The 14,409-nt window shown below is 41.3% G+C and carries 11 protein-coding genes and 2 pseudogenes; 7 read left to right on the forward strand and 6 right to left on the reverse strand.

The annotated features are described in order from the left end of the window. Positions 1-42 precede the first annotated feature (42 nt). The 5 genes and pseudogenes from adh to GN217_RS12445 all read left to right on the forward strand — a co-directional run bounded on the left by adh (position 43) and on the right by GN217_RS12445 (position 4,780). Positions 43-1,563 carry an aldehyde dehydrogenase gene (gene adh / locus GN217_RS12425; RefSeq protein WP_156857001.1) on the forward strand — a complete coding sequence of 507 codons (1,521 nt, stop codon included), beginning with the start codon at positions 43-45 and terminating at the stop codon, positions 1,561-1,563. A 79-nt stretch (positions 1,564-1,642) separates the two neighbouring features. After that, positions 1,643-1,999 carry a DUF779 domain-containing protein gene (locus GN217_RS12430; protein WP_156857002.1) on the forward strand — a complete coding sequence of 119 codons (357 nt, stop codon included), beginning with the start codon at positions 1,643-1,645 and terminating at the stop codon, positions 1,997-1,999. Positions 2,000-2,190: 191 nt separating this feature from the next. Beyond that, a complete protein-coding gene (gene ytvI / locus GN217_RS12435) occupies positions 2,191-3,285 on the forward strand; it encodes a sporulation integral membrane protein YtvI (RefSeq protein ID WP_156857003.1) in 1,095 nt (364 codons plus the stop codon). A gap of 137 nt (positions 3,286-3,422) precedes the next feature. Beyond that, a pseudogene (fabG, locus tag GN217_RS12440) lies at positions 3,423-4,167 on the forward strand (3-oxoacyl-ACP reductase FabG). Between the two features lie 157 nt (positions 4,168-4,324). After that, positions 4,325-4,780, forward strand: coding sequence for a hypothetical protein (locus GN217_RS12445; protein ID WP_156857004.1), 456 nt, complete (start codon positions 4,325-4,327; stop codon positions 4,778-4,780). 185 nt (positions 4,781-4,965) lie between these two features. Here the strand turns inward: GN217_RS12445 and GN217_RS12450 are convergent. The 5 genes and pseudogenes from GN217_RS12450 to araA all read right to left on the reverse strand — a co-directional run. Then, positions 4,966-5,076: pseudogene (locus tag GN217_RS12450) on the reverse strand (SAM-dependent methyltransferase); the annotation flags it as partial. 6 nt (positions 5,077-5,082) lie between these two features. Next, a complete protein-coding gene (locus GN217_RS12455; protein ID WP_370459778.1) occupies positions 5,083-5,559 on the reverse strand; it encodes an ASCH domain-containing protein in 477 nt (158 codons plus the stop codon). Positions 5,560-5,656: 97 nt separating this feature from the next. Next, on the reverse strand, positions 5,657-7,528 hold the full coding sequence (gene abc-f, locus GN217_RS12460) for a ribosomal protection-like ABC-F family protein (protein ID WP_156857006.1): 1,872 nt from the start codon (positions 7,526-7,528) through the stop codon (positions 5,657-5,659). Positions 7,529-7,781: 253 nt separating this feature from the next. Beyond that, positions 7,782-7,898 carry an RAxF-45 family protein gene (locus tag GN217_RS19315; RefSeq protein WP_305080915.1) on the reverse strand — a complete coding sequence of 39 codons (117 nt, stop codon included), beginning with the start codon at positions 7,896-7,898 and terminating at the stop codon, positions 7,782-7,784. 195 nt (positions 7,899-8,093) lie between these two features. Further along, entirely contained in the window at positions 8,094-9,518 is a 1,425-nt protein-coding gene (gene araA, locus GN217_RS12465; protein WP_156857007.1) for an L-arabinose isomerase, read from the reverse strand. Between the two features lie 511 nt (positions 9,519-10,029). On the opposite strand from araA, the gene GN217_RS12470 reads away from it, so the two are divergent. After that, entirely contained in the window at positions 10,030-11,418 is a 1,389-nt protein-coding gene (locus GN217_RS12470) for a sugar porter family MFS transporter (RefSeq protein ID WP_156857008.1), read from the forward strand. A 43-nt stretch (positions 11,419-11,461) separates the two neighbouring features. Further along, positions 11,462-13,057 (forward strand): xylulokinase, encoded by a 1,596-nt coding sequence (locus GN217_RS12475; protein WP_077703051.1) that lies wholly within the window; start codon positions 11,462-11,464, stop codon positions 13,055-13,057. A 228-nt stretch (positions 13,058-13,285) separates the two neighbouring features. On the opposite strand, the gene GN217_RS12480 is transcribed toward GN217_RS12475, so the two are convergent. Continuing rightward, entirely contained in the window at positions 13,286-14,398 is a 1,113-nt protein-coding gene (locus GN217_RS12480; RefSeq protein ID WP_077703052.1) for a GntR family transcriptional regulator, read from the reverse strand. Between the last annotated feature and the right edge of the window lie 11 nt (positions 14,399-14,409).

The following is a 14,409-nucleotide window of genomic DNA, read 5'->3' on the forward strand; positions in this document are numbered from 1 at the left end:
TAGTCAACATGGCAAAAATTATTAAAGGAGAGGGATTTTAATATGAGGTATAAAAACCCAAATACAGAAGGTGCAGTGATTACATTTAAGGACCGTTACGATAACTTCATTGGAGGAGAATATCGTCCACCAGTCAAGGGATTATATTTTGAAAATGTCAGTCCGGTAACTGGTAAAGCATTCTGTGAAATCGCCCGTTCAACAAAAGAAGATATCCAGTTAGCAGTCGATGCAGCCAATGAAGCGAAGGAAGCCTGGGGAAAAACTTCGGTTACGGAGCGGGCAAACATTTTAAATGAAATTGCAAATCGCATAGAGAACAATATGGAAATGCTCGCCGTTGCGGAAACTTGGGATAACGGAAAAGCAATTCGCGAGCCCCTCGCAGCTGACTTGCCTTTAGCCATCGATCACTTCCGCTATTTTGCCGGTGTCATCCGTGCACAAGAAGGTGGCATCAGCCAAATCGATCATGACACGGTTGCTTATCACTTCCATGAGCCGCTCGGTGTCGTCGGACAGATTATTCCGTGGAACTTCCCACTGTTAATGGCGACGTGGAAGCTTGCACCAGCGCTTGCTACTGGTAACTGTGTCGTTTTAAAGCCTGCTGAACAAACACCAGCATCGATTCATGTGCTCTTGGAGTTGATTCATGACTTGCTTCCTCCTGGTGTATTGAATGTCGTGAATGGATTCGGAGTCGAAGCTGGAAAGCCACTTGCAACAAATCCGGGGATTGATAAAGTTGCTTTTACCGGCGAAACAACAACCGGCCGCTTGATTATGCAATATGCATCTGAAAATATTATCCCGGTAACATTGGAGCTTGGAGGAAAGTCACCAAATATCTTTTTTGAAGACGTTTTGGACAAAGATGATGGTTTTCTCGATAAAGCGGTGGAAGGCTTGACAATGTTCGCCTTAAATCAAGGTGAAGTGTGTACCTGTCCTTCTCGTGCCTTGATTCATGAGTCCATATACGATGAATTTATGGCACGGGCACTCGCACGAGTTAAAGAAATTAAAATCGGTCATCCGCTCGATACGACCACAATGATGGGTGCACAAGCCTCAACCGAACAACTAGAGAAAATTATTTCCTACCTTGATATCGGAAAACAAGAAGGCGCGGAAGTGTTAATCGGAGGGAATGTAAATAAACTGGACGGAGAGCTTTCGAACGGTTACTATGTGGAACCGACTATCTTTAAAGGACATAACAAAATGCGGATTTTCCAGGAAGAAATTTTCGGTCCGGTCCTGTCTGTCACAACCTTCAAGGATAAGGAAGAAGCGCTGGAGATCGCGAATGATACACTCTACGGTCTAGGTGCTGGTGTCTGGACGCGGAATATTAATACTGCTTACCGCTTTGGTCGGGAGATTCAAGCAGGAAGAGTTTGGACGAATACGTATCATCAATATCCTGCCCATGCTGCATTTGGCGGATATAAAAAGTCCGGAATCGGCCGGGAGAATCACCAGACGATGCTCGCCCATTACCAGCAAACGAAAAACTTATTAATCAGTTATAGTGAAGGCCCTACCGGTTTATTCTAACTTTCATCTGCAAGGAAGCTAATCGCCTGTATTGATTAGCTTCCTTTTTACATAGATTAAAATAAGGAGGGATTTTTTGATGGTACAACGTGTTGTTGCGACGGAAAGTACACTTCAATTACTAGAAAAATTGAAAACAATCCATGGCCCGCTCATGTTTCATCAATCCGGAGGTTGCTGTGACGGAAGTTCCCCAATGTGCTATCCACGTGATGAATTCAGAACCGGTGAATCGGATATGTTACTAGGAGAAATTGGCGATACGCCTTTTTACATGTCCAAAGATCAATATGAATACTGGAAACATACCCAGCTTATCATTGATGTGGTAGATGGAAGAGGTGGGATGTTTTCCGTGGAAGGTCCAGAAGGGAAGCGATTTTTGACAAGATCACGGATTTTCACAACAGAAGAACGAGAAAAATTAGAATTGTGATCGCGGGATGGGACGTGGGGTCAGAGCATTTGTCCCACTGGGACAAATGCTCTGACCCCAATGTCCCTAAATTTCCTAGCAATTGAATGGGTGTTTCCCCTTCTAACCTGTTATAATAGTTGTATCTTTTACCGAACTTTTATCTTAATCTATTATTCTATCTTTATACTTGAAAGGTGAGCTGCTTATAAATGAGCACGTCAAATGTAATTATCAAACGAATTATCATCGGAGTACTTATTGTTGTTGGGGGCCTCCTTACATATTTTTATTTCTCACAAATTTTCCCCATCCTACTTGCACTATTGCTCGCACTAGTTTTTGAACCATTCGTTCGGCTAATGATGCGCAAATTCAAATGGAAGAAAAGAATCTTACCTGTTTTGATTACCTTTCTATCCTTTCTGATCATTAGCGGCTTAATCATTTATATTACAGTCGTTGTCATTTTTGACATCCTTTATGGATGGGCTTTTCAAATCCCGCGCTATGCCATCGAAGTTCAGCATTTTATCGAAAACAATATTGAAAAGTTCTATGATTTTCTCCAAGAAGTTCCAATGGCGGATGTCATTATTGAAGAACTAGAAGCATTATCTTCTGATTTCATGCAGACAGCGTTAAGTATTACGACCTCTATTATTACTGGAATCGGGTCTTTTGTACAAAATATTGTAGCGGCGATTCCAAACTTAATTTTTGTCTCCTTATTCTTCTTGATTGCTCTATTTTTATTCAGTCTGGAATTACCAAGAGTGAAAAAGATTTTCTGGAGCTGGTTCCGTTCTGACCTTGCCGCTAAGCTGCAGTTCATTTCCAAACGTATGGGTGAAGTCTTCCTCGGATATTGGAAAGCACAACTCATCTTAAGTATCGGGGTATTTATTTTTTGCTTCATTAGCCTTAAGTTTATTGCTCCTGGGCCCGCCTTGGTCATGTCTTTCATTATCTGGATTGTCGATATCATTCCATTATACGTCGGGCCGGCACTTGTACTTGTCCCCTGGGCACTACTCGCCTTTATTCTCGGGAAAACATTTATGGGGATTCAATTGATTATCCTTACCGTCATTCTACTCGTGTTACGCCGAGCAATCGAACCAAAAGTGTTGGGAGATTCTATTGGTCTCGCTGCCCTTCCAACCGTACTCTCCATGTACTTCGGGTATGTACTGGGCGGTGTACTCGGACTCATCTTCGGACCATTTGTTTACATTGCATTCATCACCGCCAAAGAAGCAGGATTATTTGAACTAACCTCAAAACCAGAACGAACAGAAAACTAACCGAGGGGCTGGGACATTGGGGTCAGAGCACTTGTCCCAGTTGATTGGGACAAATGCTCTGACCCCAGTGTCCCGATTTTCTTTTTCTATGTTAAAATGATAGAAAATATTAAATAATTCGGAAAGGAGTTTTTGAGATGGGGAGATTAGATGGGAAGGTTGCAATTATTACAGGGGCTGCGAATGGTATTGGGCTTGCAGCAGTTCGCGTTTTTGCGAAGGAAGATGCAAAGGTAGTGATTGCAGACTTTGATGAGAATACAGGAAAACAACAAGAGAAAATATTGCAAGAAGAAGGAGTGGATTGCCGCTTCATCCAAGTTAATGTTGCTGACTGGGATAGTTGCAAGCAGCTTGCGGATGAGACTATTCAAGAGTATGGCCGGATTGATATTTTAGTTAATAATGCAGGCATCACAAGGGATGCAATGCTTACCAAAATAGAGTGTCGAAGAATTCCAGCAAGTCATCAATGTGAACTTAACTGGAGTATTCCAGTGTACCAAAGCAGTTATCCCGTACATGATTGAACAAAGTAGTGGAAAAATTATAAGTACATCCTCTGTTTCTGGTGTATATGGTAATGTTGGACAAACGAATTATGCCGCTGCAAAAGCCGGTATTATCGGCATGACCAAAAGCTGGGCGAAAGAACTGGCGAGAAAAGGAATTAATGTAAATGCAGTCGTACCTGGATTTACAGAAACAAGTATGGTTACTTCAGTACCTGAGAAGGTTATTGAACAAATGAAAGCGCAAATCCCCCAACAGCGGCTTGGTAAACCAGAAGACATCGCAAATGCCTATCTCTTCCTAGCATCCAACGAATCCGACTACATAAACGGCCACGCCCTCCACGTCGATGGAGGCATCATGCTTTAGCGGGACAGGGGGTCAGAGCATTTGTCCCGAGCGACCGCTCGTTTGGGACAGTTGCTCTGACCCCTTGTCCCGCCGACCCTAGCACCCAAAAATAGGAGGATAGGCCCTTTGATATTGTTTGATAGTGTAGTTAAATCATAGGAAAGGGGTGAGGGGGTTGGTTGAAGCTTTAATTAATTATGGGATTTTCTTTTTCGTTATTATTGTTTTAGCAATTATTATTTCATTGGTGAGGAAATCCAGTGTACTTTCTTCCCTATTTAAGTTTCTTGGGAAAGTTTTGCTCATCAGTCTGCACATTTTCGCGCTTGGAGTATTTACAGCAGCGGTTAGTTTGCTCGTCGGAATCATCATTTTCATTCATCCTTATTTATTTGGCACGCCGCAATTCTTCGCAAACGGTGAAGGCGTTCATTTACTTACATCACAGGACTTTGCGTTATTGGAATTCTCTTTAACATACGGGATAATGTACATCATTTTATATTTTATTGCCTTACGATTTCTCGTAAAAACTAGATTAACAGCCTTTTTCATCCATATTGCAAGAACAATTCGGCAGATTGTACCCTACCAAATTGAATTGAATTTGGCCCGTTTAATAGTTATTTAGGTAAAATTTCCATTTGATCAATTTTAACCGCACGTGTAGCGATAAAGTGAAACTCATTCAGTGGGGGGATCCTTACCTCCTCCACTGAATGTTAGTTGAACAGAATCAGGGATTTACGGACTGTTTATTCCCGCCCTTCACATATTGGGCTTCCCTCATGTTTAGAGGAGGGGGATTACAGACCGCTAATACGTGATAAATGTTTTAATATACTTATCTAGCATCCGCTTCCCGCCGAAATCATCTTCGTAAAAACCAATAATAGCAAAGCCAGCATCAATTTGACCTTGAATTTCTCCCCTTTAACAAATTTCTCCATTCTTATATACCAACTTAAACTTCTCACAAACGACGAGCTTATCTTCTGTAAAATCTCTATTTATCTCTCGAAGTTCTTTTTTGAAAAAATCTTCATGTACTTTCTGCCAATAAGCTAAAGAACGATCCCCCTCCCCTTCCAGATATGCATGTTCTTCTGTAACTTCATCATAAGGAGTAATCTGGACTGAAGTTGTTTCGATGATCGCAACCGCTTCTCCCTTACCGTTCAGAATAATATTATGCAGCCCAACGTACGGTAAAGTTTCATTCTCCAATTCATAGAATAGATAAAGGGAACTAGTTGCCGTTTTAACTCCAGCCAACACAAGATCAGCAAGTTCATCTGCCATCTCCTTGGAATTCCCGAAAGCCCATGCCTCATACTCGCTAGCTACATCTCCAAACCTATCCTGATACTCCTGCCACATCTTAATCAATGATTTATTTTCCATTTTCATATTCCTCCCTTAAAAGTGGGACACTGGGGTCAGAGTAAATGTCCCGAACGACCGCTCGTTTGGGACATTTACTCTGACCCCATGTCCCACCTACCGATTAGTCTAATTTTTCAATAAGTGCTTGCCATTTCTCTTCTAGTTCTTCTTTTTCCTCATATAGTTGCTGTAATAAGTCCAAGTCTTGAGTTTCTGATAGTTTCTTTTCTAGTTCTATAATTCTTCCCTCCAGAAGATTTAGTTCTTTCTCTATCTTGTTTTCGTTATGTTTTTTCTCACGAGGCTTTTTCTCGAAAAGGGAGTGTTCTTGTTTTCTATCAAGCTCCTTCTTTTCCGCTTGTCGCGCTCTAGTCTCCTCCATTTTCTCCTTCGCCCAGGAATAACTCCCATTAAACGCATGAAGAGTTCCATCTTTCATCCAATATATTTTCTCAAACAAGCGATTAAGAAAATACCGGTCATGGGATACAGCCAAGATCGTTCCGTTAAAATCGTCCAACGCTTCCTCCAACACTTCCCGGGAATCAATATCCAAGTGGTTTGTCGGTTCATCCAAAATTAAGAGATTCACATCCTGATACATCAGTTCCGCAAGTCTTAGACGCATCCGCTCCCCACCACTCAAACCGGAAACCTTTTGAAAGACGGCATAACCATAAAACATGAACTTCGCTAAAATGTTTCTTGCTTCTCCTTCCGTTACCCTCACCTTATTACGGAAAGCTTCAATCACCGTTTCATTCTTAGCTTCTTGAAATACATGCTGGGACAGATAGCCAATTTTGACGTTACTCCCTATTCGTATTTCTCCTCCATCTGTAGCTATTTCACCTAATATCAGCTTCAGAAGTGTTGACTTTCCACTCCCATTCTCCCCAATTATTGCAGCTCGCTCTTGATAGACAAGATGCATCGAGATGTCCGCAAATAATTGTTTTCCTGAAAAACTTTTCTTGACATCGCGCAGCTGGAAAACATCCTTTCCGCTCCTTTCTCCAGCTTCCATTTCAAGCCCCATCTTCTTCCGCTCTACTATTGACCTATTCAATTTATCCATTCTTCCCAAGGCTCTCTCCATATTACGAGCTCTCCGGTGAAGGTCTGCATTTGGAGGATTCGCACGGTTCGCCCATTCCCGCAGCCGTTTAATCGCCTCCTTCATATTCTTTATTTTCTTCTGTTGCTCCTCATAATCCTGAAAAGCTTGCAATAGTCGCTTCTCTTTTTCCTTTACATATCCGGTAAAATTCGTGTGATACATCGTCAGTTCCCCGTCCTCCAGATCCATCACTTTATCTACTACTTCATCGAGAAAATAACGATCGTGGGAGATCACAAGAACTGTCCCCTCGTAATCTTGCAAAAAGCTCTCCAACCACTCAACAGCCATGAGATCAAGATGATTCGTCGGTTCATCTAACAGTAACAAGTCCGGTTGTTTCAACAGCAGTTGACCTAACCCTACCTTTGTCTTCTCTCCTCCGCTAAGCTCACGAAATGGTTGCTGAATGAAAGATTCCATATTTAGACCATGGATAATTTTCTCGATCTCCGCCTCCATTTCATAACCGCCTTTTACAGTAAATATTTCTTGTAACGTACCATTTTCGGATACTAATTTTTCTAACCCTTTTACATCCACCTCATTAGCCATATCACGTTCAAGCTTTTCCATCTTCTGTGCGATCTTAGTCAGTTCAAAAAAGGCTTGCTTTAAAACATCTCTACCAGTACCTTCCACCCCTTCCGGAATCTGCCGCAAAATCCCTCTGGAAGCACCTTTTTTCCAGTGAATTTTTCCTCCGTCAGCTAACTCCTCACCAGCTAACAACCGAAGTAGAGTCGTCTTTCCACTTCCATTTCTTCCTACTAAAGCGAGCCGTTCTTTTTCTTTTATTTCAAATGTAATATCTTCAAAAACCATATTTCCACCATACATTTTTGCGATATGATTCACACTGCAAATAATCATTTTCCTTCCTCCTCGTAATGGGACACGGGGTCAGAGCATTTGTCCCGAGCGACCGCTCGTTTGGGACAAATGCTCTGACCCCATGTCCCAATCCTTCTTAAACATAAAAAAGTCATGAGAAGACAACTCTCCCCATGACTTATAGAAGTGCGACCACTTCACTATATGAAAAAAGAGTGCATGAAAATGCACTCTTTGCCTACCGATTATACCGCCTGCGGGTTAAGAATGTTTCACTGTTTTAGTTTGCTATTTAGTTGTTAAAAAAGGGCATACTTATCCCGTTAACAACTAAATCTGCAAATTTTGCACGGCAAAAATACAGAAAATCCAATACATAACCGTGCCCTAAAACAGCCTGATTCAACATCCTTAACCACCTCCATTTCAAATAATTACTTGTAGTGTATCATTTATAGGAATAATCTGCAAGTGGAGCGTGGGGTCAGAGCGTTTGTCCCTGGGACAAATGCTCTGACCCCATGTCCCAGTCCACATTAACACCTAATGTCCGTTCAACTAACAATCAGCGGGGATAAGGCGCCCCGCTGATTGAAGTTTTACTTTATCGGATTGTTACACATTCCAATCCGAACATTTTCGCTAAATCTTCTATTTGTTTAGCAGTAACTGCAAATGATAGAACCGTATGGTGACCTCCACCATATTCAACCCATTTTTCCACGCCATGCTGGAATCCGGCATTTATAGTCATCATTTGACGAGCGACCGGCAGATGCGGGGCAGGTTCCGCTGGGATACTTCCTTCTACTTCGTACATTACCATTCGGAAATGATCACCAAAGTCGGAAACAGTCAGGTTCACACCTTCTCCTTCCACCCCATCGAATACTAAGCGCGCAGGGTCTTCCTTATCACCAATACCTAGCGGGTGAACTTCCACACGTGGCTTCGTGCTTGCTAAGGTCGGATCAACTTCAAGCATATGCGAGCCCAGAATCGCTTCCTCACCTTTCACTAGGTTGTACGTATAATCTTCCATAAAGCCTGTCAACTTGTTATGAGTCATAATCTTAATTAAACGGTCAAGTGCCGCTGTTTTCCAGTCACCTTCACCAGCAAAACCAAACCCAGCTTCATTCAGACGCTGTACCGCCATACCAGGGAGCTGCTTCATACCCCATAGATCCTCGAAGTTCGTCGTGAATGCAGTATAACCACCACGCTCTAAAAATCTCTTCAATGCGATTTCAATCCTAATTTGTTCTTTCACTTGGTTTTCGAAAAATGCTGTATCATTTTCGCCTACTACAAATTCGTATTTCTCTTTACACTCTTTATATACCTCATCAATCGCTTCATCCGTCACTTCATTCATTTCAGCGACTAAGTCACCAATACCGAAGTAATCGACTGTCCAACCGAATTGAATTTGTGCTTCAATCTTATCCCCGTCCGTAACAGCCACATTACGCATATTGTCACCGAATCTAGCAACTTTAATGTTGAAGCTTTCATTATAAGCAACAGCAACATCCATCCACTGCTTAATTTCCTTCTGAACCTCTTCATCTTTCCAGTGGCCGACAACAATTTTATTATTTTTCTTCAAACGAGCATTAATGTAACCATACTCTCTATCCCCGTGTGCGCTTTGGTGTAGGTTCATATAGTCCATATCAATGTCTTTCCACGGAATATTATTCGCTAACTGTGTGTTCAAATGAAGCAATGGCTTTTGAAGTAGTTTCGTCCCTCTGATCCAGTTCTTCGCTGGAGAGAATGTATGCATCCACGTAATAACACCAGCAACACTATCATTATAGTTAATTTCCTTCATAACCTCTGTGATGCTATCTGCAGTCGTCGCAACTGTTTTAAATACAATCGGATAAGGGAAATTACCCTTTTCATTTAATTCATTCATGATTTCTACCGCGTTTTCCTTAACGGCATTCAATGCTTCTTCCCCATATAAATGCTGACTTCCTACAATGAACCAAAATTCATATTGATTTATTTCCAACATAATAAAGACCTCCTTGAATTAAATATCTTAAGTTTCCCCTGCTCCATTCACATGGTTTGAATCTCTTTACAGTACTGTACGTTTAATATTTTGTAAATCGCTTACAACTTGTATTGTATATTAATGATACGCACAAGTCAATAATAAGTTTATTTATACGTATAAAAGATAGGTGAATCATCTCTGTAAAACAATAGAACCCTTAATAAATCCACGTGTTCCAAAGCATATGACACTACACTATTTATACGAACAAAAATATTTTAGTTGATTTGTCTGTACAATAATGATATTATTTATTTGTGAAAGCCTTTACTTCCAGCTGAAAGTAACCATATAAAAGAGGAGGTACATTAGTTATACGCAATTAATTCATATTTTTTAACATAGTTGTACTGATAAATAATTCCATTCACTTGCTAGTACTCTCATTACGTTCTTGTTTGTAAGCCTTTACGATTTTAAAGAAGTTATTTTCGAGAAATGTTCTACACCTAGGGAGGGAATTTAATTGGTAAAAGAAAAAAAGATTTCTCATAAGTTTATCTATTTCTTTGGAGCTTTTGGAGGAATATTATTCGGTTATGATATTGGTGTTATGACAGGAGCGCTTCCATTCCTGCAGCAAGATTGGGGACTGCAAAATGCGGCAACAATTGGCTTGATAACTTCTTCTATTATGTTAGGGGCAATCTTCGGTGGTGCTCTTGCAGGACAACTTTCGGACCGTTTCGGGCGCCGGAAGATGATTCTAGCTTCTGCGATTATCTTCGTTATTGGATCAATCCTTTCGGGAATTGCACCGCCTAATGGTGATATCTTCTTAATTATCGTTCGGGTCTTTCTTGGTCTTGCCGTTGGTGCAGCATCTGCACTTGTTCCGGCCTATATGTCAGAGATGGCTCCAGCCAAGTTACGGGGACGCTTATCTGGGATAAACCAGACAATGATTGTTTCCGGGATGTTACTGTCCTATGTTGTTGACTTTTTACTAAGCGGATTACCAACGACGATGGCTTGGCGCTCTATGCTTGCGATGGCAGCGGTACCAGCTATCATTCTGTTTCTCGGTGTATTAAAGTTACCGGAATCGCCTCGTTTCCTTATTAAAAATAATAAGATTGGCGAAGCTCGTCAGGTACTAAGCTATATTCGCCCAAATAAAGAAGCAATTGAAACCGAAATCAAAGAAATTCAAGAGAGCAGTAAGCAAGAAAATCAGAAAGTTTCTTGGGGTGCTTTATTAAATAGTAAATATCGCTATTTAGTTATTGCCGGTGTCGGTGTCGCAGCCTTCCAGCAGTTCCAAGGAGCTAACGCGATATTCTACTATATCCCGTTAATCGTAGAATCAGCTACTGGACAAGCAGCAAGCTCTGCATTGCTGTGGCCGATTATCCAAGGTATCATTCTAGTAATAGGTTCCTTAGTGTTCCTTGTCATTGCGGATAAATTTAAGCGTCGGACATTGTTGACCCTCGGGGGTACAGTAATGGGGCTTTCCTTTATCTTCCCGGCGATCATCAATTCCATTGTTCCAGATGCGAACCCGATGATGATTGTTGTGTTCCTAAGTATTTATGTCGCATTCTATTCCTTTACATGGGCACCTTTAACGTGGGTAATTGTCGGAGAAATCTTCCCGCTGCTCATCCGCGGACGTGCATCCGGTTTGGCTTCATCCTTTAACTGGATAGGATCTTTCCTAGTCGGATTGCTCTTTCCGATTATGACTGCATCGATGGCACAGGAAGCTGTATTCGCTATCTTTGGTATCATTTGTCTACTCGGAGTCGCCTTTATCCGTATCCGTGTACCAGAAACTCGCGGCCGCACATTAGAAGAAATTGAGAAAATCGGTGAAATGAAAGGATTGGCAAAGAATAATAAAACAGCCTAAAATGAAGAGAGAACCAGAATAATAGATTTTGGAGGTAATTTTTATGAATCTTACAGAGACGTCCACAGCGATTCAGCAAGGCGATGTATATCTCGGGATTGAATTAGGTTCTACGAGAATCAAAGCTGTCCTAATTGACAACGATTTCAATACGATTGCTGCTGGAAACTATGCCTGGGAAAATAAATTCGAAAATGGCATGTGGACCTATTCCCTTGAAGATGTTTGGAAAGGGATTCAAAGCAGTTATCTTCAACTAGCTGCTGACGTAGAAAGTAAATATCACACAACACTTTCAAATATTCGTTCCATTGGGGTAAGTGCCATGATGCACGGCTACTTACCCTTCTCAAAAAATGATGAATTACTAACACCGTTCCGTACATGGCGGAATAATACGACAGGACAGGCGGCACATGACTTGACCGAACTATTCCAATTCAATATTCCGGAGCGCTGGAGTATTGCCCATCTATATCAAGCAATCCTTGATCAAGAAGAGCATGTACGTGAGGTTGATTTCATTACAACACTTGCAGGTTATGTCCACTGGAAGTTATCTGGAGAAAAAGTGTTAGGTGTAGGTGATGCTTCCGGCATGTTCCCAATTGAAGAATCGGGTTCTTATTCCGATAAGCATATAAAGCTGTTTGAAAACCTGGAAAATGTCTCTCAATACGACTGGAACCTTCTTGATATCCTCCCAAAAGTATTACAAGCAGGGGATCATGCAGGCACATTATCAGAAGCTGGTGCCAGATTACTAGATATAAACGGAAACCTTCAAGCCGGTAGTATCATGGCTCCTCCTGAAGGGGATGCGGGAACTGGAATGGTTAGTACGAATAGTGTTCGGAGACGAACTGGAAATATTTCCGTCGGGACTTCTGCCTTTTCCATGCTTGTCCTTGATAAACCATTACAGAAAGTCTATAAAGACATCGATCTCGTGACAACACCAAATAATGAGCCTGTTGCGATGGTCCATACGAATAATTGCTCTTCCGATATTAATGCTTGGGCTGGTATCTTTCAAGAATTCGCTGAACGTCTTGGCGTTAACCTTGATGAAGGCCGCTTATTTGAAATCCTATTCCACTCAACAACAAGATCAGAACCGGATGCTGGCGGATTAGTCAATTATAGTTATTTATCTGGTGAAAATATCACGAAAATGCCAGAAGGACGCCCTCTATTCGTAAGAGATGTCAATAGTTCCTTCACACTCGCTAACTTCTTCCTTACGCAGTTGTATGCAGCATTTGCTCCACTGAAAATTGGAATGGATATTTTAATTAATGAAGAAAAAATCGAGACAAATGTTTTAATCGCACAAGGCGGCCTATTTAAAACACCTGTCATCGCCCAACAAATCCTCTCCAATGCACTAAATATACCGATTACGGTTATGAAAACGGCTAGTGAAGGCGGTGCTTGGGGTATGGCAGTACTTGCAGCTTACGTGAAGCAAGGAAATAAGGAAATCAGTTTAGAGGATTTCCTTGACCAATACGTATTTACTGACCCGCAAAGTTCTACATTAAGCCCAGAACCTGCGGGGGTGGAAGGTTACGAGCAATTCATTACGAAATATAGGGCCGGACTACCAGTTGAATTAGCGGCAATTGAACATATTTAATCCATGAAAAATCCGAATGATCTTCCCTCCTCCCTTAGAGTATAAGGTAAGGCTGAATCATTCGGACTTTTTATCACGCATTAACGGTCTGTAATACCCCCCACTTCTAAACACGAGGGAAGCCCAATATGTGAAGGTGGGGGATATACAGTCCGTAAATACCTGATTCTGTTCAACTAACATTCAGTGGGGGGTAAGGAATTCCCCACTGAATGAAGTTTCACTTTACTATCCCTTCTTTTCCTGAAGAGAACCGTTAACTACCTCTAATTCTAGAACGGAATCGCGTTCGATCAACTCCGGCTCATAAACTTTGGAACGGACTTCCTGTTTATTAATCATATCAATAATCATTTTCCCTGCATCAAATCCCATCTTTTCCTGAGGATGGCGAATCGTCGTCAAGCTTGGATTCGTGTATTTGGAAAACGGGTAATCATCCACGCCAATAATCGAAATATCTTCTGGGATTTTTAAGCCAATCTCTTTTGCGAAATTCATAATTTGAATTGCCAGCTGATCATGGTAACAAACGATTGCCGTTGGAGCATATTTAGAACGCGTCAGCATCGTGTGCAGCTTTTTGAAGATATTATCTATTTTTTCCTCTGTCTGGTACATCATCATATCGCCCATATTCGAGATTTCCGGATGGTCCTGATAAGCTTTGATAAAGCCATTCATCCGGTCAACCCCTTGCTTATCATCAACCTTGAATATTCCTACAATCTGCTGATGACCTTTAGAAATTAAGTAATTGGTCGCCATCTCCCCTGTTTTCACATCATCCATCACTAAATACGGAATATCGAGATCATCGTACGTCGCGTTGATCGATAACATCGGGATACCCATCGCTTTTATATTATCGTACATATTTTTATTGAGATTATTTCTCGCACTCTTTGTCGGCTCGATAATAAATCCTGACAATTGGTTGGCTGTCAGATTCGTTAAACTTTTCCGTTCTTTCTCTGGATTGTTCTGAGTATCGGCAATAAGTATCGAGTAACCGTATGCGGAGATATAATTATCGATGCCGCTGATGATATTCGGGAAAATATAATCCGTTATATGTGTTGATATGAGCCCTATCGTTTTATTTTGAATTTGCTGCTTCGGTTTACTTTTCCAGTCATTTACAAATATCCCGGCACCTTGAATCCGGTAAACGTAATTATCCTTCTCCAGCTCATCAATTGCCCGGCGCACCGTGAAGCGGCTTACTTCATACATTTCCATTAATTCTGATTCCGTCGGTAACTTATCACTCACCTGATAAGTACCCGATAAGATCTTCTCACTTATATCTATTTTAATTCGTTCATATTTTTTAACCATGGCTAGATCCC

The organism is Oceanobacillus sp. AG, from assembly GCF_009746545.1.
Classification (GTDB): domain Bacteria; phylum Bacillota; class Bacilli; order Bacillales; family Amphibacillaceae; genus Oceanobacillus; species Oceanobacillus indicireducens.

Excerpts from the sequence above, each read along its gene's own strand:
- adh (WP_156857001.1), top strand. The coding sequence starts at position 43 with ATGAGGTATAAAAACCCAAATACAGAAGGTGCAGTGATTACATTTAAG.
- GN217_RS12430 (WP_156857002.1), top strand. The coding sequence starts at position 1,643 with ATGGTACAACGTGTTGTTGCGACGGAAAGTACACTTCAATTACTAGAA.
- ytvI (WP_156857003.1), top strand. The coding sequence starts at position 2,191 with ATGAGCACGTCAAATGTAATTATCAAACGAATTATCATCGGAGTACTT.
- GN217_RS12455 (WP_370459778.1), bottom strand. The coding sequence starts at position 5,559 with ATGAAAATGGAAAATAAATCATTGATTAAGATGTGGCAGGAGTATCAG.
- abc-f (WP_156857006.1), bottom strand. The coding sequence starts at position 7,528 with ATGATTATTTGCAGTGTGAATCATATCGCAAAAATGTATGGTGGAAAT.
- GN217_RS19315 (WP_305080915.1), bottom strand. The coding sequence starts at position 7,898 with ATGTTGAATCAGGCTGTTTTAGGGCACGGTTATGTATTGGATTTTCTG.
- araA (WP_156857007.1), bottom strand. The coding sequence starts at position 9,518 with ATGTTGGAAATAAATCAATATGAATTTTGGTTCATTGTAGGAAGTCAG.
- GN217_RS12475 (WP_077703051.1), top strand. The coding sequence starts at position 11,462 with ATGAATCTTACAGAGACGTCCACAGCGATTCAGCAAGGCGATGTATAT.
- GN217_RS12480 (WP_077703052.1), bottom strand. The coding sequence starts at position 14,398 with ATGGTTAAAAAATATGAACGAATTAAAATAGATATAAGTGAGAAGATC.